The following is a 20,411-nucleotide window of genomic DNA, read 5'->3' on the forward strand; positions in this document are numbered from 1 at the left end:
TTAAAAACAAAAGATCGAGTATCGTTTCTCGAAACATTCAGAAACAAACTAAAACGTTGGTTATAAAATGCAATATATTTTCAATATAACGTACTATTTTATCGTTTAAGCAGAAAATTAAATTGATAAACGAAGTACCTACCCGGCTTCTTGAGACAGTTGTTTACTATAATGAATAACGTGTTTCCTCTGCCTTCCTCCGGATTTGAAAAAAATACGAACCGGGCATGGCAGATTTTACGAAAAAGGAGAGTCATGCAGACCTTATTGAAACGGATTTCCAAAAGAACGTTAGTGTTCCTTCTTATCCCCGCTTTATGGATACAATCTACAAATCTTTTCGCGATTGCGAGTAACGGTAGAAACGCGATCAACGCGAGATATGAGGGGCTTGCCGGCGTGAATTTTGCGTTAGGAGGTTCTCCCATCGATGTCGCATTAAATCCGGCGAATCTTTCTCTGACAAAGGGAAAGAAAATCGAATTCGGACTCGGCGGCACTTACGCACAAGTGAAATTCCAGGATCAATTCGTCGACAAAGATCCGAATCTTGATTATACGAATTCGAAAACGAGAAGTTCGGGAGGACCGGCGCCTTACATAGCGTTAAAACTTCCCGTTACGGAGAACATCGACTATGGTTTTGCAACCTACGTTTACGGAGGAGTCAACGGTGCGGCGGAGAAGATCAATCGAAACACCCCTACCGGAGAATCCGTCAATCAATGGGCCGGAGTGGACTTACCGGGACCACTCGGCTCGAGCTCGCGCATCCAAGAAACGTCAATCAATCGAGGAGTTTTTCTAAAAGCAGTAAACGGTTTATCGTTTCGAATTGGAAGGCTTTCCTTAGGAGCCACTCTTGAATTGAACTATGCATCCCAATTTCGAAGCGTTAAATACTACGACGCATCCGGAACCGTGGAACTACCCGGACAAGGCTATCGATATGACAGCAGACAGAATGCCTTAGCACTCAGTGGAATTTTAGGATCCAATTACACGATCACCGATTGGTTGAGAGTCGCCTATGTATATCAAACCAGAACCACTTTCCCGTTTGACGGATCTTATTCCATAGGATTAAACAATCCTCGTTACTACAAGTCGACAGGAGCTTCCTATCAATTCAACCTTCCGGAAAAACACGGTCTCGGTTTCGCAATCGGCCCCGAAAATTTCAAAGTTGGAATCGACTTCGTTTACTCAAACTACAGTTCTTATCTTAAGAATGTGAAACAAAATTTGCAAGATCCCTGGTTCCCAAGTCCACAAGGCCAAACTGCAAACGTAGTCGGTCACTTGAATTACCGAGATCAGTGGGGTGCTTTGATCGGCTTGGAACACAAGATAACACCGGAATGGACGTATCGACTCGGCTATAGTTATAATTCTCCCGTAGTATCCAGCAACGGATTGAACGGCGCGCAAGGAATCGTACTTACCTTGCAACACGTGATAGCCGCGGGCTTTAGTTATGGTAACGGTCCATGGAGTTTTGATTTTGGCGCGAGTTACTTTCTTCCCGGGAGACAAATCGAAGGCGGAAAGGGAACGGATTGGGCCCTCACTCATGTCGTAAACGGACCGAACAATAAGAATCTGGTCGGCTATTCTTATAACACACAAGCTCTCCAATCGATAGGTATCAATTTTGGCGCTACAAGGTCTTTTGAATGATTAGAAACGGTTTCAAACAAACGCTTCTATTATTCTTTTTTGCGGTTCCTGCATTCGAGCTCCTTTCTTTTCAGGTGTTAGTCACTAAAGAATCCGAAACAATCAAAGGAACAATCGTATCGGAAAACGCAGATCAAGTTGTGTTTCAATCCTTGGAAGGAAACAAAAGAATCTACTTTAGAAAGGACATCGCCTATCTAATCTACAAAGACGTTTCCGATGAAGAATATAAGAAGTTATCGGAAGGGTTGTCTATTAAAGAATTACAAAATTCTTATTTAGCTCAGGAACCACAACGATCGCGATGGGACATTGTTTGGAGAAGCGCCTTGATCCCGGGCTGGGGGTTATTTCACGCCGGCGAAAAAAGAAAAGGATTTTTTGCGTTAAGCACATTCGGACTATTCATAGCGCTCGAGGTGCAAGGTCACAAAGATCTCGAATCTCGAAAAGAAAAATACGATCAGTCTTCCGATCTTTTGAACGCGTATCTTTTTTCCGCTCACAATTCGGACCCTTTGATCCTCGTCGGCCTTCAGGCACAAAAGGAAATCCAAAGACTCCATTATGAGAATGCGGAATACAAAGCAAACATCAAATCCTTCCTTCTTGCGATCAAATACCTGGTTCAGTTAGGCTTCGCCTATTATTACGGAACGAAATGGGAAAAGGGCGAGATCGGAACCGGATTTAAATTTGAGATCGGCCGTGATACGGCAGGAATTCCGCAAATCGACAACGGATCCATTTTCGGAGTTTCTCAAAAATACAATCTATCATATTCAATCCGGTTTTGATCGAAACACATAAGGAAAAAAGAATGAAATACATTTCCTGGATCCAAGGTCTTCTTCTCGTTTCGATTCTTAGCTTCCCTTTCGGATGTAAGACAAGCATAACAAAGAATTCGAACGAACATTCACATACGAAATTGGAAGAATTCAATAAGGAATTCGAAAAGAAAGTATATGAGGTGGTCCCAGGCGTTTATTCCGCGGTTGGATATGGTATCGCCAATTCGATCCTTATAGTCGGCAAGGAAGGCCTTGTGATTGTAGATACGATGGACGACCTCAAATCGAGAGAAGAAGTTTTCAAAGAATTTCGTAAGATATCTGCCCTTCCCGTGAAAGCGATCGTCTATACACACAGTCATCCGGATCATATTTTCGGCTCGGCTTCGTTCTTAGACGGTGGAAAACCGGAAGTCTACGCTCACGAATCTCTGCAACCAACCGTGGAACGTCTCGCGAGTGAAACGACTCCGATCATCGGTTCCAGAAGCGCTCGTATGTTCGGAAATTTATTGAAGGGAACAGATTTTATCAACGCAGGCATCGGACCTTATCTCGGTTACAACAAAGAAACTCGTCTGGATTATATTCCACCCACTCGGGTATTTCGAGATTCACTTTCCGTAAAGATCGCTGGTATTTCCTTAGAGTTAATTCACGCACCCGGAGAAACGGACGATCAGATCTATGTTTGGTATCCTGAGAAAAAAGTAATCTTTACGGGCGATAATTTCTACAAAGCATTTCCGAATCTGTATACAATTCGAGGAACTTGGTTTAGGAGTCTTAAGAATTGGTATCAGTCTTTAGACATCGTTCGAAATCTTGAGCCGGAGCACGTAGTTCCCAGTCACGGACGCCCTCTTTCCGGTTCCAAAGAAATTTACGACGTCATCACCGATTACAGAGATGCGATTCAGTATGTTCACGATCAATCCTTAAGAGGAATCAATCGAGGACTGCATCCGGACGACCTCGTGGAATCGATCAAACTACCTCCTCATCTAGCGAGATCGCCGTATCTTAAGGAAATCTACGGGAAGGTTTCCTGGTCCGTTCGTTCCCTATTTAACGGAAACCTTGGTTGGTTTAGCGGAGATCCATCCGATCTTCACCCTCTTTCCAAAGACAGAACTGCAGAATTGTTAACCGAACTTGCCGGAGGAAAAGAAAAACTTTTGAATATTGCTAAATTAAAATATTCGAAAGAAGATTTTCAAGCTTCTCTCCAACTCACTGGCCACATTCTAAGAATCGACCCGAAAGACCCCGAGGCGAAAAAAATCAGGATTCAATCTTTAGAATCATTGGGAAGACGGGAAGAAAACGCAAATGCAAGAAATTACTACCTGACAGAAGCTCTTGAATTGAAGGAAAACTTCGTCGCCAAACTGCAAGTAAAACCGAGCAAACAGTTGCTTCGGAAATATCCGGTATTCGTAAGTCTGTCCAGCCTAATAACGAATTTGGATCCGGTAAAGGCCGCCGATGTAAATCAAAAAGTAGGCTTTCGTTTCCGAGACACAAAAGAAGAATTTACGATTCACGTCAGAAACGGCGTAGCTGAATTGAAGACGAAGCTACTCGAAGACGCGGACATCGTTGTGGAACTCGATTCTCAAGAATGGAAAGAAATGCTTTCCAAGATTCGAAATCCTTTGACTACGATCGTTGGCTTTCGTTATCCGAAGGGCAACGCCGTCGCCTTTACTCGATTTCTCGGAAACTTTTCACCACTGACTCCCAAACTTACTTTTGAGAAACCGTGATCGAATTCTTTTCGAACCGGATCTACTGTTTTCGGAGCCACTCGAGAAGTTCGCTTACGCTTCCTGTGGCAAGAGCGATACTCGTGTCCGCGGCTCCGTAATACAAATGAATCGTATCTCCGTCCGGTAGAAGTGTGGTGCCGCAAGGAAAAACAACGTTATCCACATCGCCGATGAGTTCGTAAGATTCTTCCGGCCCAAAAATCCATTCTTCTCCTCTTTTTAAACAAAGCTCGGGAGTATTCAAATCGAACAAGGCAAGGCCGATCCTATATAGAACTCCAGATGCATTTTGTCTGACGCCGTGATAGATCATCAACCAACCTTCTTTCGTTTCAATCGGAGGCGGAGAAAGGCCGATTTTATTGGCGTCCCACCATCCGCCTAACTTCGCTTCCATCATAAGCCTATGTTCTCCCCAATGTTTGAGATCGGAAGAGTAAGATATCCATATATGGGCTCCATTCTGACCCGATGGACGATGAATCAATGCCCAAGAATCCCCTATCCTGTGTGGTAGCAAAGTTGCGTCCTTATCTTGAGGATGCATAATTATCCCGTAACGTTCGAAATCCTGAAAGTTCTCGGTAAATGCGAGGGCGACTCCCGGTCCTTCTTTTGAGTAAGCAGTATAAACGATCGAATACTTTTTCATCTCCGGAATATACGTTATGCGCGCATCTTCGATTCCCCACAACTCCTCCGGGAAATTTTCAGGATCCGAAGACATCGTAGGTTTAGAGTCGATCGTCCATCCATCCACTCCATTGGCGGATCTCGCGGCGCATAAATGCGACTTACCGGTTCGATCCTCCGCCCTACAAAGCAGAAGCGTGGTTCCGTCTTTTAAGAGTGTCGCTCCAGGATTAAAAACGCTGTGCACCGGATAAGGCCAATCGGCCGCGGTTAAGATCGGGTTTGTTTTGTGCCTTCGAAATAATTCAGGATATTGTAATTTCATTTTGTTCCTATTTCTTCATTCTCCAATTCATGCTCCGCCAACCGGAGCTCGAACAAACTATGAAGAAAAGAGAGCGTTGATTCCGCTCCCTGATTTTCATTCACTCTGTCCGGATGAATTCCATCCCTACATCCTCCTGTAGTCGGGTCATATACGGATACGTTCAGATCGTTTCTTCCCAAAAACCATTCAAAGGCTCGTCTTGCCTCTTTTCGCCATTTTGGATCTTTGGTGCATCGATACGCTTCCAAACAGGCCGATATCGTAGCTTGAGCCTCGACAGGCTGTTGATCAAAGCGAGCTCGTTTTCCTCCTTTCGGATAAAATCCATCGGATCCGATCGGAACAAAATGACCTCCGTCTGAACGTTGTAATTCGGAGAGCCAATAGAGAGAGTTGATTCCGATTTGAGTCATCGTTGAATTTTGCATCGACCTGCCTGACAACAACATCGCGTGTGATAAAGTCGCATTACAGTAGGTCAACCCTCCTTCAAACCAATGCCATTCTTCGGAGTCGTTCTTTTGATATAGGGATTGCAATCGTTTCGCTAATTCCTCTTTCACCTGATTTGTCATTCGATCACCCTCAAACCTATGCAAATATTCGTGAATTCCGATTAAGGCAAAGGCCCAAGCTCTAGGACTTGTTGTCGCAAGGATCGCCGGCAAGGCTTGTTCAAACAATCTTCCTGCTATCGTTGGTAACTGCGGTGCCGTCGCTCTTCCGAGCACGGTACCTAATGCCCATAAGGCTCGACCGTGACTGTCATCGGATCCATTTTCTTCCAACCAGTTTCTCTGATAGTCCATAAAGTTTCGAAATCTTCCCGTCTTCACGTTATACGCATACCAAACAAAGGCTAAATAACGGAAGGTTAGTTCAAAAACTTCTCCGTTCCCCTGCTCCTGCATAAACGTACTAACCATCAATGCCCTCGCGTTATCGTCGGTCGTATAACCTTCTTCATAATTCGGAATGGTGAAGAACGCATGTTGCAACATACCTGTATCGTCCGTCATGTGTTTTAGATGATCTAATTTTAAAGGTGGAAAATCACTCGGACGACGATCCAATGGCCTGATTTTCAATCCCGTGGGCGTATAATGTCTTCGCTCCGCGCGAGCGCGTTCAAAACTTTGCATATACCTTCTTGCGACTTTCGACCAAATCATGGCTCGACCGTAGATATATGCCTTTTTCCTCATAGAATGTCTTTTTGTATCGTCGTCCAGTAATGCGATCACTTGTTCCGCGATCGCGTTCGAATCCCGAAAAGGGACGATCATTCCTCTTTCGTTCGCTAACATTTCCTGCGCATACCAATACGGAGTCGAAACGACCGCTTTGCCCGCACCGATCGTGTAAGCCAAGGTCCCCGACGTAATCTGCGCGGGATCCAAATAGGGTGTGATATAAATATCTGTAGCGCCGATAAACTCGTTCAATTCCGAGAGACTAACGAATCGATTGTAAAAGATCACACTTCCTTCGACGTTTTTTTCATGAGCCAATCTCTGGAGAAACAAACGATACGTTTCCCCTTCGTTTCGGATAACGTGTGGATGAGTAGCACCTAATATGATATATACGACGTTCGGATATTTTTCTAAAATTGCCGGTAAAGCGGAAATAACGTGTTCGATTCCCTTGTTCGGAGAAAGAAGTCCAAAAGTAAGCAGAACCGTTTTTCCTTCGACACCGAAAAGATCCTTATGGAAACTCGGATCTACAAAAGCGACATCCGGAATTCCATGCGGAATCAAGTCAATCTTACTAGATTGAACTCCGTAGATCTTCTCTAAGAAATTCGCTCCTCTTTGGCTCATTACGATCAGACGATCGGACAAGGCCGCCACTTGTTTTAGAACTCTTCTTTGATCCGGACCTGGGTCCGATAGGATCGTGTGAAGAGTGGTCACCACCGGCATTCTCAACTCGTTTAATAAGGTTAGAATATGACTCCCGGATCTTCCTCCGAATATGCCGTATTCAAATTGAAGACAAACTAAATCAACATTATTGACATTCAGAAAATCGGCCGCTCGGTGATACGATTCGATATCTTTTTCCGTAAGTTCAAAACGCACTCTGGGGGGATATGCATAACCGGTTTCTACGTCGTTTACCGGAAGAGCGATACAGGTTTTTTCCGGAAACGAGTTCGCGATCGACTCACAGAGATCCGTCGTGAACGTGGCAATCCCACACTGCCTCGGAAGATAATTTCCGATAAAAGCGATTCGATTCAAGTTCGATGTCTCAAAAACGTGTTCCATAGATGACTTCCTTTCAACTTCGAATATTCCAAAACGAAAAACGAGTTCGCGAAGAATTCATTCTTTGCAAATAAATCTTATTTATACTTCAAAGATTTATAATATATTACTTCATTCTTTCCCCAGAATTAACTTTAAACGAAATTCAAACAGAGGATGATCTGGCTGAAACGGGAGCTGAATGATTCGGTGATCTGTGATTCCGTTGGATTTAGAATCACTCAGAAAGCGGTATCAGAAATTGTTTCCGTAAAAAATGAGAAGCAGAGGATCTTTTGTCGACTAACCAATTTATATTCTCGCAAAAAATTCGAATTGTCGATCACAATATACGATTCCTCTCTATAAATTAGAAAAACTAAAAAGAATGATGTTCCATCGGTTCGATTTCGCGGATGGGAACCGAACGATCAAGGTGATTCCGGAAACTCGATCGTTACTTTAGTCCCATTGGAGAGGTCGAAAAAAATCTCACCACCCAATTGACTGACCATCAGATTTACGAGCTTTAATCCTAACGTCTTTGCCTCAATTAAGTCCGGAATCTTCTGAAATCCGATTCCGTCGTCTGTAACGATCAAAATCATTTTTGAATCCACTTTTTTTAGTTCGACGGAAATGTTTCCTTTCGGTCGATCTGGAAACGCGTATTTTATGGAGTTGGAAACAAGCTCGATAAGAATCATCCCAATGGTAGCGGCATCGCGCGCCGTCATCGTCAATTCTTCTATAGTCCTGCGAATCACGATCGAATCTGAAAGCTGAAGCATCGAATCGATCACTCGATTGCAGTAATCCTTGATCTGAACTACGTTAAACGAATCGGTCTCGTATAACAAAGAATAGAGATCGGAAATCGACTGAACTCGAAGGGTCAACTCTTCCAAGACAACTTTGGTTTCGAGGTTTTCGCTCGAATGAGCTCGCAGATGTATCAAACTCGTGATCATCTGAAAACTATTCTTAGTCCGATGTTGAAGCTCTTTTAATAGGGCTTCTTTTTCTTCTATATTGTTTGTAAGAATTTTTTCATATCTATTCCGATCCGTGATATCACGAATATTGCATTGGATTACTTTTTCTCCATCCACTAAATAGACATTGCTTACGAATTCGACCTGAATCAGAGCTCCGTCCACCGTCTCCAAGGGCAGGTTCGTATAACGGACGTATTCTTTCTCTTGGAGTTCCTTAAAGAGTTGTTTAGAATAGTCTATGTATTTAAAAGCATTGATATCCCAAATATTCTTTTTTAGAAACTGTTCCTTACTATAACCGAGCATTTCAACAAGAAACGGGTTCACGTCTACGATCATTCCGGAATCAGCGTCCAAAATCAATATACCGTCTTTTGCGCATTCAAAAAGACGACGATATCTTTTTTCCATCAGTTCCAATGCGATCTTTTTGGATTCCACTTCTCGTTTTTGAAACTTCACGTTCAGATAAGAATCGTGGAGCCGAAATGCCATTTTGATCGACGCGTCTAAGATCGTGATATCGGAGCTTTTGACGACATATCCGTATGAAGTGATATTTTCTGTTTTTTTGATAATCGCCGGTTCCGTATGACTTGAAAGAAACAAAAGAGGTATATCGTGGTCTTTCAAAATCTCCAATGCGACTTCCGTTCCGTCAATCCCCGTACCGAGATCTATATCCATCAACACGATATGGATAAGAGTTCGTTTATCATTCAAGGTTCCGATGGCCTTAATTCCGTTCATCACATGGAGCACGTTGTAGCCGTATTTTTTGAGTTGCATGGACTCAGTCATTCCTATGATCGGATCATCCTCTACGAGAAGAATCGTCTTCTGTTCCGGTTCGTCTGCGGTTACGTTCATAAATTCCCCTTCTTTACGACGTTCCTACCCCTGGTTAAAGAATTTCAGACTCCAACGAAAACCGAGATCTGATTTTTCTAAAATCTGGATCTCCAAAGGCGCAAAGAGGGGAATAGATCGTCTATAGTTAAGATTCGGAAACTTAAAAGTTGAGAATAGCAAGGAATATTCAAAAACCTAGGTTTTTTATTATAAAATTTGAATACGAATGGTTCGATATTTTTGTTCTATTCTAATTGATTCAATTCTGATTCATATCTTCGAAACGGTTTAATCAAATCGGTTATCACTTGATTCTCAATCTCATATGAGGCGAAGGGGGAATTCAATTTCCAAAGAAGAATCAAGATCCGTTCCGTTTTCCATCCGATAATTCGAATAACAGACGTAAGGCTCTGCCTCCCTAAGGTAACGTTACATTTTTTAAAAATGGATGAATACAACTTGAAAGGAATCGATTCTTCCTTTTTAATCAATGTATCCGAATGTAGGATGGCTACAATCAGGATAAGGAACAAACATGCCACATTGTATTCTATGGATTGATCAATCGGTCGCGAAGAAATTTGTTCTGAGTAAGGACACCGTGGACACTCAGATCATCCACCACAAAGGAAGACCGGAACACCACGACCATCATCCCGATCGTTTCAACCTGATCCAAAACGAAGACCTCAAACATTTTTTCGAAGATGTGGCGAAAAACCTATCCCCGGAAGAGGATTTGTTGATTGCGGGGCCCGGTTTGGCAAAGACTCATTTTCTCACCTACTTGGAAAAACACCATCCACCTTTGGCGAAAACGGTTCTTGCAGAAATCGTAATGGACCATATCACTGATCCGGAAATCGTTGCCGAGGCAAAAAAATACTACGAGAAAAAACATATTCGACTCTAAGCAAACTTGCTCCGAACGATCTCCTGCCTCAATGAAATCCGATCTCTTCCTCTTTGTATGGGATCGGATTTTTTTACGATTTCATCTTTCCTTTGCGCTTTTTTCCCGTTTGTGATTTTGTGATCGATCGGTTTCAATACTTCCATCGACCATATGAATTCTTCGGTCTGCAAATGCGGCGTATTCAGGGTCATGCGTTACGAAAAGGATCGTCGTTCCATTCTCCGCATTGGTGCGTTTTAGGATTTCCATCGCCTTGTCCCCGTTCGCCGTGTCCAGATTTCCGGTCGGCTCGTCCGCGAAAATAAAAGTCGGATTCATTATCAAGGCCCTTGCGATCGCGGCTCTTTGTTGTTCTCCACCGGACATTTGAGAAGGAAATTTGTCTTTACAATGTTCGAGATCGAATTGCTTTAACAGATTTCTTGCATATTCCTTTTTGATTCCTTCCATTCCCGTTTTCCTTGCCGGCATAAGAATATTCTCGATAGCGGTCAATTCCGGAAGAAGATAATGAAATTGAAATACAAACCCGATGTGTTGATTTCGAAAACTATGGGTTTCCTTACTCTCTAATTGGAAAAGATCTTTCCCATCCAGAAAAACTTTACCGGATGTCGGCCGATCCAGGCCGCTTAACATATACAAGAGAGTCGACTTTCCGGAACCGGATCTTCCCGTAAGAGAAACAAATTCTCCCTTTTTGAGTTGGAACGTGACTCCTCTTACTACCTGGGTCGGCGGCTCCCCGAACGATTTGATAAGCGAATCACAGGTCAAGGCATTGGATTCTACCTTGTCCTTGTTTTCCATTCGATGATCTGGAAGTTTATTTTTATTCACGTGCTACCTCGAATGATTTCCACGGGCGATAACTTGGAAGCGGAACGAGCGGGAATGTAAGCGGCGATTCCACTCGTAAGGACCGAAAGAAGAAACGCATTCACGTAGATCATATAATTCCAGGAAATTTTCATTACGTTGATCATCGGACCTTTTTGACTCGCGCCTCCCAACGGATAACCGTCCAAGGAGTAGCAGGCCAAAGCACCGAGGATCAAACCGAAAATCGCGCCGATCAAACCCAAAAGAAGTCCTTGTATGATAAACAATCGAATCGTGTCTCCTTCGTCGAAACCGACCGATCTCAGAATCGCAATTTCTTTCTTCTTATGATTCACAACCATATTCAAGACATTGTAGATTCCGAACGCAACAACCAGAATGATCGTAAACGTGGTCGTATCCCGAACTATATTCTGAGTTTTGAATACGGAAAGAATACTTTCATAGGCTTGGTCCCAGCTCTGAACCTTGTCCCTCGTAAAAAAAGACCACTCCGTCGCGACTTCGGCCGCCTTGGAAACGTCCTTCAATCGAATCGCAATCTCCGATACGATTCCGTTCGCCTGTGTGATTCTCTGAACCGTACGAAGCGAAGCGTAGACGGATACTTCGTCGATCATCCGATTTCCTACTCGAATGATCCCACCCACTTTCACGTTCGATATTGTTCCGTTAGGTGAAATCACTTGAACGATATCTCCCGCCTCGGCCCCCAAACGTTCCAGAAGTCCGGCTCCGGCGAAGATGATATCTCCACCCCGATCTAAATCCTTTAGATTTCCCTTTTCGACGTATTTGCCGATCGTAGTCACGCGCATCTGCCTTACGGGATCGATGCCTTGTAATTTTCCAGGTAGGGTTTGTTTGCCGAATTTGAAAATCAATTGTCGATTGAGCTGAGGAGCATAGGCTTCCACTCTTTCGTCTTGATCCAATTTCAAAAACCAACCCTTTACGTTCGTCAATTGAGTGGAATCGGTTTTTCCGGAAGGAGGTTTGATCCAACGAACCGAGTTTCCCTCAAAGAAAACTCCTTTGAAACTTTCTTCCTTTAAAACTTCATCCCTCGGTGAAATTCGAATCTGCGCGTCGTTGTTCACGAGTTGATCCGTGATGTATTCCTGAAATCCGAGCATCATCCCGGAGAAAACGACGTACCCTGCCGTTCCTAAAAGAATACCTAAAAAAGTAAGGAAGGTTTGTTGAGGTCTACTGATCAACTGCCTGATTGCTAAAAAAAACATATTCTTAGATTAACGTCCCCCGTCCAAATAAACGGTATCCGTTTCTAATACGACATTCTCCAGGACTTCACACCATTCTCCGTCGACGGCTCCCACTTTCGCGTCCAGAAGAAGGACCTTACCGTTTCGTCTAACGCGTATTTTTCCTTTTTCCACCGATTTAACCGGAATCAAAAGTGCGTTCTCTTTTCTTGCGACTTCCACCGCAACGTCCGCAGTCATTTCGGGAAGCGTTCCTTCGGGCATGGACTCAACGTCAACTCTTACATAAAATTGCCCGTCGGAGGGATAGACCCTGTTTACTTTACCCATCACTTTCGTACCTCGAATCGTTTCAAAACTCAATTCGGCTCTTTGACCGGGTCTGATCCGAAGAACGGAATCCTGATCCAAGGATAAAAGAATATAGGTCTTTTTTAAATCCATCATCGTGAGAACGGGAGCGCCGGGCATTACGACCTCTCCTTCTTGAAACGGAACAGACGTGACGGTTCCCGAAAATGGAGCGCGAAAGTTCGAGCCGGAATCGGAGATAAGAAGTTCTTGGCCTTCTTTGACGATTTCACCTTCTTTCACGAAGATCTTTCGAATGGAAGAAGTCACTCCGAGTTTGAGGTGATAGACTCGATCGGATTTAACGGTTCCAAGAGAATAGACGAGTTCTACAATCGGACCTACCTTTGGAGAAACTTCAGTTCGCTTTTCACGAATCACAAGATAAGATCCGAAAGCGAGCAATACGATCAGAACGCCGATCGAAGCGATTCTACCAGGACGAGAAGCCCAAATCAATTTGATAAAAACCAATGCCTTGTTCATTTGAATGAATCACACACCTTTTCAATCTATAAGAATAACGAACTCTTTCCATTCCACAAAGGATAAACGTATTACGAAAACAATCCGGAATTGCGGAGGGAAGAACTGACAATTGTCATGGAACCGACTTCCATCAACGGTGTTTTGGAAACCTCGGCTCTCAAAAGGAAAATGGAATAAATCAATCTTCCGCGATTTTGCCGATTCCTTCGATTCCTTTTTGAACCGTTTCTTTGATTCCTTTTTTTCTCTTCGAATCCACGGTCTCTCTTAGGTTCAAGACGTTGTTTTCGTATTCGATAATCGTTTTGAGTTTTTGAAACGATGCACGAAGCGCGTTTATCGAACAGTTTTGTTCCGAGGATTCAGATGAATTTTTTGTAAACTCCGGTTCTTGGATCTCGCTAAGGTCTTTTGCAAATTCTGATCCGTTTTGAAAGAGTTCTCTGGAATCATTATAAGAATCATTCGTGAACACCATCTTATCATACAATTTATCAACGATCGAAGAATTTTTATCCGAAAGAAAGGATCTACAGCCCAAAAGAAATCGATGTTCAATAAATAACTTTCTCTGCACTTCGAACAAACGAGCGTCGTTATTCAGCTTGCTTTGTTCTTGATTGGTTTGATTGACCCCTTCGTTGATTCGATAACCTCCGATCCCGATCGCCAGAAGAAGGGAAACGATTTGAAAATACTTACTGATCTCCGTGTCACCACCCGCGATTTTTTTGATGCTCGTGTTGATCCATTCAATGAACATAAGATCCAAATCGAGAATCCCGTGTTCTCCGAACAAAAAGGAAAAGATAAATTTTAGAAAACCCAAAAGAAGAACGATCGATGCGAGAATACAAACGACGAAGGCACCGATCAGAGCGAAAAGAAAAATATCGTTCCAGAGAACTCGAAAAAAATTGGATGAATTAAGAATTGAGTTCCAAAACCGAACAATCCAATTTCGATAATTGTAATAGTCGTTGAGATAAAGATACGCGACGGAAATGGAAACCTTATATTCCTTTCCGTTTTTTTTGGAAGAATCGATACTATCTTTCCATTCGTTGCATTTCCCCTCTTCCAGTTTGCAAAGTTCCTTTAAAAAAGATCTTCTTGTATCGGAGAATTTTTGTTCTCCGGAACAAAAAAAACGATCACAGGAAAACGTGGAGAGTTTCGTCTCCGTGGAATAGATCCTCTGATCGGAACTCAAACTCATCACGTTGAGAAACTGAGCTTCCAAACAGGTGAGAAATGCGTCGATCGTCTTGAAATCCAATCCTTCATCGTTTTCGGGAGCGTTCTCGTTCTTTTCCCCGGAAGAACGAACGGAAGGAGATTGAAATGTATATCTTGAATCGTCTGTGATCAAAAAGGAAGTTTTGCAAAATTCGATTTTTCTCTGGGTCAGGTCATACAATTCCACCTTGGCCTTGAGATCCTGAATCAATTCACTTCTTCCGATCAAGTCGACGACTATGATCAAAAAGGAAATCGCAACGATCACGATCAAGGCTCGCAAACGTCTGCCAGGATCGAGGCGGGAATGTATCAATTCTTTTAAATCCATTGGATTCTCTCAAATTCTAAAATTCGATTCCGTTTCGCTTTTTAAAAAATCCGTGCTAAATCGAGTCCGGATTCGGCGAAAGCGGAAGACCAAAACAAAACGGCAAAATGATTTCAAAATCAATATATTTTTTGAATATTAGGATTATTTTTTATACGAAAAAGAATGGATTGAAAGGAAGCCTTATTTTTCCTATTTGTTAAGAATCGCACTTCGCGTCCGGGAGAAAAATGCTCTACTTATTTTTCAAATACACACTGACTTCCCTTTTGATCGTGGCTATCTCTGAGGTCGCAAGGAGAAACGATAAACTCGCGGCCTTCATCGGATCTTTGCCGATGATTACGCTCCTAACGTTGATTTGGTTAAAACTGGAGGATTCGGATTCTTCCAAAATCGAAAATTACGCGTATTATACGTTCTGGTATGTGATCCCAAGTCTTCCGATGCTTTTCTTATTTCCAAGGATCCAGCAATCCATGGGTTTTTGGCCTGCGTTAGGAACGACCGTCGGATCCACGCTGATTCTCTATCTTGGCTTCGCGCTTGTTTTGAAAAAATTCGGAATCGATTTACTTTAGAACTCTGGAAGAAAGCGACGGAGATGAAAGAGAAGGTGGAAAAAATTACAAATAGATGACGGCGTATGTCCAAGGTACCGAGCGGAATGTAAAATGGATTGGTTCAAAAGGAAGTCTGACTTAAATTCGCAACGATTCTTATCGAAATTTGAAACAAAAATTCCAAAACTTTCGCTTCCGTTCTTCGAGGGACGAATTCTAATGATTTCGAAATTTGGCATGAGAATCCAAAAAAATTGCTGTATCAAATTCTGGTTTTATCCGTCAATTGTCCCTGAGCGTAAAAAACTTTGAAAAAGACGAAAACGATTCTTCTCATCCTTCTGTTTCAAATTCTCGCGATCGTCTACGGAAGTATATTATATTTTATTTATATAACGGATCGTTTTCCGATTGCCTTCCTTCTTTTTGTTTCCCTTTCCTTGCGACAAATGTTCCCAATCAGTTAATTTTTTCTTTCCAGCTCGTCTTCTCCTGCTTTTCCCCAAAGACAAAAACACTTCTTTCCTAAATGTTCGCCTCTTCCGATTCACGATGAGGAACAATTGGTCTCCTATCTTGCAAACTTATAAACAAGGTATTCACCAATTATAAAAGAGGCGGTAATTTTTCTTTCTCTACCGTATTCTTTTCTTCTAAGGAATCAGATTTTATTCTCAGGCACAGCCTGTTTTCCCAATTCGGAAGGAGGAAGAATGAAACTAGTATTTTGGGATCAACCCGTTTCACGACTTTTGTTAGCAGTTCTTTCCTTTGGGATTCTTAGCGGTTTCCTTTCCGGTTGCTTACACAACGAGTCTTCGCAGGATACGCTCGTCTTATTGGGAAATCCGATTTCGGATTCACTTCCAAACACGGAAAGTAGTAGCCCGATTCTTCCAAACGTTTCCTATTCCAACACTTCGCTTCTTTTTGTAAAAAATACTGCGATTCTTCCTGTCGTTCCGGTAGCCAACGGAAACCCGACCACATTCTCCATTTCTCCTTCTCTTCCCTCAGGATTGACTTGGAATTCAAGTACAGGAGAAATCGCGGGCACACCGACAAGCGCGCAGAACTCCTCTTCCTACACAATTACGGCCTCCAACACAAACGGTTCGAATTCAACGACAATCGATATTACGATTCAAGCCTTGGATTCGTTTTGGGGTGCCTATCTAAAAGCACCGAACGCAGAAAACATAGCTGGAAACGGAGATAGTTTTGGAATTAAGGTCGCCGTCTCCGGAGACACCATGGTAGTCGGAGCTCCGGGTGAGGATAGCAACCAAACAACGATCACAAACACTCCGGGACCGTTTTTATCTTCGATGACGGATAATGATGGAGCCGCCAATTCCGGAGCCGTATATGTTTTTCGTAGAGTCGGCTCCAGCTGGGTTTTAGAAGCGTACCTCAAAGCACCGAACGCAGAAAGCCAAGACGCTTTCGGTACTAGCGTCGCTATCTCGGGGGATACGATCGTCGTTGGATCCAATTCTGAAGACAGTAACGTTAACACCGTGGTCAACGCTCCGAACCCAGGTCTGACCCCGGTGGGAGACAACGATTCCGCTCCCAATTCAGGGGCCGCTTATGTGTTTCGTCGATCCGGAACCACCTGGGCCTGGGAAGCCTATTTAAAAGCGCCAAACTCGGGTTCCACGAATCAATTCGGAAACCTAGTGGCGATCTCGGGCGATACCATTGTCGTCTCCGCGATCTACGAAGATTCCGATCAGTCTTCAATCACGAATGCTCCTTCCACTTTCGTAAGCAATACGAATGCCACCGATTCGGGAGCGGCTTACGTTTATCAAAGAACGGGAAGCAACTGGGCATTTCAATCCTACCTCAAAGCGCCTAACGCGGAAGCATTCGACAATTTTGGTTCAAGTCTTGCTATATCGGAGGATTCGAATACGATTGCGGTTGGCGCAAAAGGAGAACGGAGCAACCAGACGACGATATCCGATTCCTCGGATCCGAATCTGACTCCAACTGCGGATAATGATACGTTCCCACTCGGTTCGGGATCGGGTGCCGTCTATGTATTTACGAAGAGCGGAAGCAATTGGTCTTGGCAGGCCTATATCAAGTCGCCGAACAACGAGGCATCCGATCAATTCGGAATCAGCTTATCTCTTTCCGGAAATCGAATCGTGGTCGGCGCGGCAGGCGAAGATAGCAGTCTAGGGACGATTCTCAACGCACCCGATCCAAGTTTAACTCCGGCCCTGGACAATGATTCCGCCGCGAATTCGGGAGCCGCGTACGTATTTGTACGCTCCGGTACGACTTGGTCTTGGGAAGCCTACCTAAAGGCACCGAATGCAGAGAATTTTTCCGCTAGCGGAGACGGATTCGGGACGACCGTTTCCATTCTCGGAGATATGATCGTCGTCGGTGCTACGGGAGAAGACAGCTCACTTCCTTCGTTAATCAATTCTCCCTCCGCTTTCCCGACCGCGACGTCCGATAACGACGGAGCTTTGAACTCGGGAGCGGTTTATGTTTTTCATAGATCGAGCTCCGGCTGGAACCTTCAGTCGTATATCAAGGCGCCGAACACGGAGAATGTGAGTGGAAGCGGTGACACCTTCGGAACAAGCATCGGAATTTCGAACGATTGTATCATCGTCGGTGCCAACGGAGAAGACAGTTCTCAAGCTCTGAATTTTTTTAATCCGAGCACTCCACCGAATGCCGCTTCCGATGACGATACGGCCCTCAACTCCGGAGCCGTTTATACGTTCGATCGTTAAGATGATAAGGGAATCGGAGATTTCCCGTTTCATCCTTCGTTCTCACGATTACGGTAAAGAGCAGAATTCGAAAATTCCAACGGCGTTCGTCGATAAGAGGCGATCAAACCGAAACACAAAAGAAAATCCGGAATATAGAATGTTTCATTCCACTTCGTTAAAAAATCTCCCTTGCTCGATCCGGCCGAACCCAAGCAAAGGAGCGGAGATGTAGGCTGTAAAATAATAACGAACATCGTTCTTTTTTTGCAACCTCCTCTGACAATCTGGCTCATATTAGAATATGAAAGTAGCAAATTCCTCCCAAAACGACAAACGTTCTCCTAAAAAATACAAGGCTCCCGATGCGGAACCTGGCTTACATCCGGGAAGTTCGCATTTGGTTCGAAGAATTTTGGACAGATTCGGAAGATTCTACGGAAGTCTCTTTTACAAGACCGAAGTCCACGGACTTCACAACGTCCCCAAAGAAGGAACCGTCCTCGTACTCGCCAAACACCAGAGAAACGATGATATTCCTTTGGGCCTTTCCAAAGCGCTCTACAAAGTCCGCTGGAGTATCTGGGCTGTGATGAAGGATTCTATGGCCGCACCGATCTTTTTTGACTTCTTTTTAAAATGTGGAGGAATTCCGTTGAATAGACTCGAACCCCGCAAAAGCAAAAAGGATCTTCTCTTTGCGAGAAAAGTATTATACAACGGTAATATGCTCGTGATCTTTCCCGAGCAGACCACAGTTCCGTATAAAATGGGAAGAGGAAGAGCCGGGGCGTTTCGGTTCATCGTCGGCAAACCGGAAGCCCCCCTTCCCGTTCTCTGCCTCGGATTGGACTACGAACCCAGAGGTTTTTTGAGAAGAACCAAACTTACGATTCGAATCGGAGAATTGAAACACCTGCATCCGAATCAGGATCCGGAAGAATTTTTACACGAACGTATGCACGATATTGCAAGTCTTACAAATCTCACCTACCCGTTTACTTACAAAAAGGGTGCGAGCGATAGTTACGAAGAATCAGAATCCAACGTGGTAGGTTCCGCATTATGAGAATCCCTCTCGCAAAAGGAAACAAACGCGCCCTTCTTGTGGAAGGCGGAGGAATGAAAGGCGCCTTCGCAGGAGGAGCATTACATTCTTTGCATACGATTCTTTCTCCGAAATACTTCGACCTCGTCGTTGCGGTTTCCTCCGGGGCATGTTCTGCGGCGTATTACGTCACGATGCCGAAACCGGAGCCGGAAAAAAGTTTAAAAACTCTTGCAATTTGGTATTTTGAATTGGCGGGTCGAAAACTTATCTCGCCGTTTCATCCCTTCCAAGGAAAAACATTCTTAGATCAAGAATATCTCGTAGACGATCTTTTCGGACAAAAATATCCGCTTCCAGCCGAGAACTTTGAAAAATTCGGTCTCCCTGAATTCAGGATCGCCGTGAGCAATCTTCATACGAGAAGTATCGAATACGTTCGTGCGACTACGACAAACATATTCGATCTTTTGAAAGCGGCGACCTCGCTTCCTATTGCGACAAGAGGACGGCACAAAGTGGACGGAACCCTCTATTCGGACGCCGCGGTTCTCAATCCACTTCCTTTGGAAGATTTGATCGAAGCGGGATACAAAGACATTACGGTTGTCTTAAATTCTCCGGTTGAAAAAGTTTCTCCTCCCTTCGGATTTTTTACGAGTTTTCTTTCCTTTCCAAAGGACTGGAAGATGGCTCGATTGATGAGCCGTTGGCACCATCATCATTTCAACGTTGCAAGAGAAGTCGCTCAAAAACCTCCAAAGGGAGTTCAGATTCATATGATCTCACCGGAAAACCAACTCCCGGTGACTCTCGTGACCACGAACGGATCCAAACTCAAGGAAACAGTGGACTTAGGAATGAAGAAGGGAGAAGAAATCGGAACCTTTCTTTTGAAAAAGTTTAGTAAGAAACCGTTTTCCGATAAGAACCAAGGCGAAAAAAAAATCGGAAAAGCAACTCAATCGAATTCTCCAAAAAGCAAATCTTCGTCGAAGAAAAAAAACCATTCTTGAGAAACGATACTGCGATCGATACAAACGGTCGCGGTTTCTTCTTCCTTCGCTTCTCTCTTTGTTTCAAACGGGCCGCACAACAACCTTCGTTCGAATTCGAATGTTTCCGCGGCCAAGCGGTCCTCTTAATATGAATCATAGAATGTATTCACGTTATCCGAAACCGCTATATTCTCGGATCCTTGCGTTCCGTTTTCCGGTTCCCGGCTTTTTTTGGAAATGGACGAATGAGTCGTAACTTTTTTGTAAGATCGTTGTAATTCTTTCCAATCATTTTCAGGAACAAAGACGAACTTCTTTACGCTCCGACATTTTGGCCACTTTGGTCGGAAT

Annotated in this window: 16 protein-coding genes; 9 read left to right on the forward strand and 7 right to left on the reverse strand. The window is 43.7% G+C overall.

Annotated features, from left to right (window positions below; all coding sequences use genetic code 11):
* Positions 1–255: 255 nt before the first annotated feature.
* The 3 genes from DLM75_RS10290 to DLM75_RS10300 are packed head-to-tail and all read left to right on the forward strand — an operon-like array spanning position 256 to position 4,243.
* A complete protein-coding gene (locus DLM75_RS10290; RefSeq protein ID WP_118968597.1) occupies positions 256–1,680 on the forward strand; it encodes an OmpP1/FadL family transporter in 1,425 nt (474 codons plus the stop codon).
* Positions 1,677–2,477: a hypothetical protein gene (locus DLM75_RS10295; RefSeq protein WP_118968406.1), complete on the forward strand. Its 801-nt coding sequence runs from the start codon at positions 1,677–1,679 to the stop codon at positions 2,475–2,477. Before DLM75_RS10290 ends, DLM75_RS10295 begins: the two co-directional genes overlap by 4 nt.
* A gap of 23 nt (positions 2,478–2,500) precedes the next feature.
* A complete protein-coding gene (locus tag DLM75_RS10300; RefSeq protein ID WP_118968598.1) occupies positions 2,501–4,243 on the forward strand; it encodes an alkyl sulfatase dimerization domain-containing protein in 1,743 nt (580 codons plus the stop codon).
* Between the two features lie 22 nt (positions 4,244–4,265).
* Here the strand turns inward: DLM75_RS10300 and DLM75_RS10305 are convergent, their stop codons facing one another.
* The 3 genes from DLM75_RS10305 to DLM75_RS10320 all read right to left on the reverse strand — a co-directional run bounded on the left by DLM75_RS10305 (position 4,266) and on the right by DLM75_RS10320 (position 9,330).
* Positions 4,266–5,204: a glycoside hydrolase family 130 protein gene (locus tag DLM75_RS10305; RefSeq protein ID WP_118968407.1), complete on the reverse strand. Its 939-nt coding sequence runs from the start codon at positions 5,202–5,204 to the stop codon at positions 4,266–4,268.
* The gene (locus DLM75_RS10310) at positions 5,201–7,483 is read right to left on the reverse strand and encodes a glycosyltransferase family 4 protein (protein ID WP_118968408.1); all 2,283 of its coding nucleotides are present in this window, start codon (positions 7,481–7,483) and stop codon (positions 5,201–5,203) included. The genes DLM75_RS10305 and DLM75_RS10310 overlap by 4 nt, the downstream gene beginning before the upstream one ends.
* Before the next feature lie 410 nt (positions 7,484–7,893).
* On the reverse strand, positions 7,894–9,330 hold the full coding sequence (locus DLM75_RS10320; RefSeq protein ID WP_118968410.1) for a PAS domain S-box protein: 1,437 nt from the start codon (positions 9,328–9,330) through the stop codon (positions 7,894–7,896).
* A gap of 520 nt (positions 9,331–9,850) precedes the next feature.
* On the opposite strand from DLM75_RS10320, the gene DLM75_RS10330 reads away from it, so the two are divergent.
* Positions 9,851–10,228, forward strand: a complete 378-nt coding sequence (locus tag DLM75_RS10330) for an eRF1 domain 2 (RefSeq protein WP_118968412.1) — start codon at positions 9,851–9,853, stop codon at positions 10,226–10,228.
* A gap of 81 nt (positions 10,229–10,309) precedes the next feature.
* On the opposite strand, the gene DLM75_RS10335 is transcribed toward DLM75_RS10330, so the two are convergent.
* The 4 genes from DLM75_RS10335 to DLM75_RS10350 all read right to left on the reverse strand — a co-directional run bounded on the left by DLM75_RS10335 (position 10,310) and on the right by DLM75_RS10350 (position 14,710).
* Positions 10,310–11,041: an ABC transporter ATP-binding protein gene (locus DLM75_RS10335; protein ID WP_118968599.1), complete on the reverse strand. Its 732-nt coding sequence runs from the start codon at positions 11,039–11,041 to the stop codon at positions 10,310–10,312.
* A gap of 26 nt (positions 11,042–11,067) precedes the next feature.
* Positions 11,068–12,318, reverse strand: a complete 1,251-nt coding sequence (locus tag DLM75_RS10340; RefSeq protein WP_118968413.1) for an ABC transporter permease — start codon at positions 12,316–12,318, stop codon at positions 11,068–11,070.
* 9 nt (positions 12,319–12,327) lie between these two features.
* Positions 12,328–13,137 carry an efflux RND transporter periplasmic adaptor subunit gene (locus DLM75_RS10345; RefSeq protein WP_118968414.1) on the reverse strand — a complete coding sequence of 270 codons (810 nt, stop codon included), beginning with the start codon at positions 13,135–13,137 and terminating at the stop codon, positions 12,328–12,330.
* A gap of 181 nt (positions 13,138–13,318) precedes the next feature.
* The gene (locus DLM75_RS10350; RefSeq protein ID WP_118968415.1) at positions 13,319–14,710 is read right to left on the reverse strand and encodes a hypothetical protein; all 1,392 of its coding nucleotides are present in this window, start codon (positions 14,708–14,710) and stop codon (positions 13,319–13,321) included.
* A 230-nt stretch (positions 14,711–14,940) separates the two neighbouring features.
* On the opposite strand from DLM75_RS10350, the gene DLM75_RS10355 reads away from it, so the two are divergent.
* The 5 genes from DLM75_RS10355 to DLM75_RS10380 all read left to right on the forward strand — a co-directional run bounded on the left by DLM75_RS10355 (position 14,941) and on the right by DLM75_RS10380 (position 20,078).
* Positions 14,941–15,291, forward strand: coding sequence for a DUF3147 family protein (locus DLM75_RS10355; protein WP_118968416.1), 351 nt, complete (start codon positions 14,941–14,943; stop codon positions 15,289–15,291).
* 290 nt (positions 15,292–15,581) lie between these two features.
* Positions 15,582–15,740, forward strand: coding sequence for a hypothetical protein (locus DLM75_RS24250; protein ID WP_158586463.1), 159 nt, complete (start codon positions 15,582–15,584; stop codon positions 15,738–15,740).
* Between the two features lie 246 nt (positions 15,741–15,986).
* Complete coding sequence (locus tag DLM75_RS10365) at positions 15,987–18,035, forward strand: putative Ig domain-containing protein (protein WP_118968418.1); 2,049 nt, start codon at positions 15,987–15,989, stop codon at positions 18,033–18,035.
* 283 nt (positions 18,036–18,318) lie between these two features.
* Positions 18,319–19,083: a lysophospholipid acyltransferase family protein gene (locus DLM75_RS10375; RefSeq protein WP_118968420.1), complete on the forward strand. Its 765-nt coding sequence runs from the start codon at positions 18,319–18,321 to the stop codon at positions 19,081–19,083.
* Entirely contained in the window at positions 19,080–20,078 is a 999-nt protein-coding gene (locus DLM75_RS10380) for a patatin-like phospholipase family protein (protein WP_118968421.1), read from the forward strand. Before DLM75_RS10375 ends, DLM75_RS10380 begins: the two co-directional genes overlap by 4 nt.
* The last annotated feature ends 333 nt before the right edge of the window (positions 20,079–20,411 follow it).

Source organism: Leptospira stimsonii, from assembly GCF_003545885.1.
Classification (GTDB): domain Bacteria; phylum Spirochaetota; class Leptospiria; order Leptospirales; family Leptospiraceae; genus Leptospira; species Leptospira stimsonii.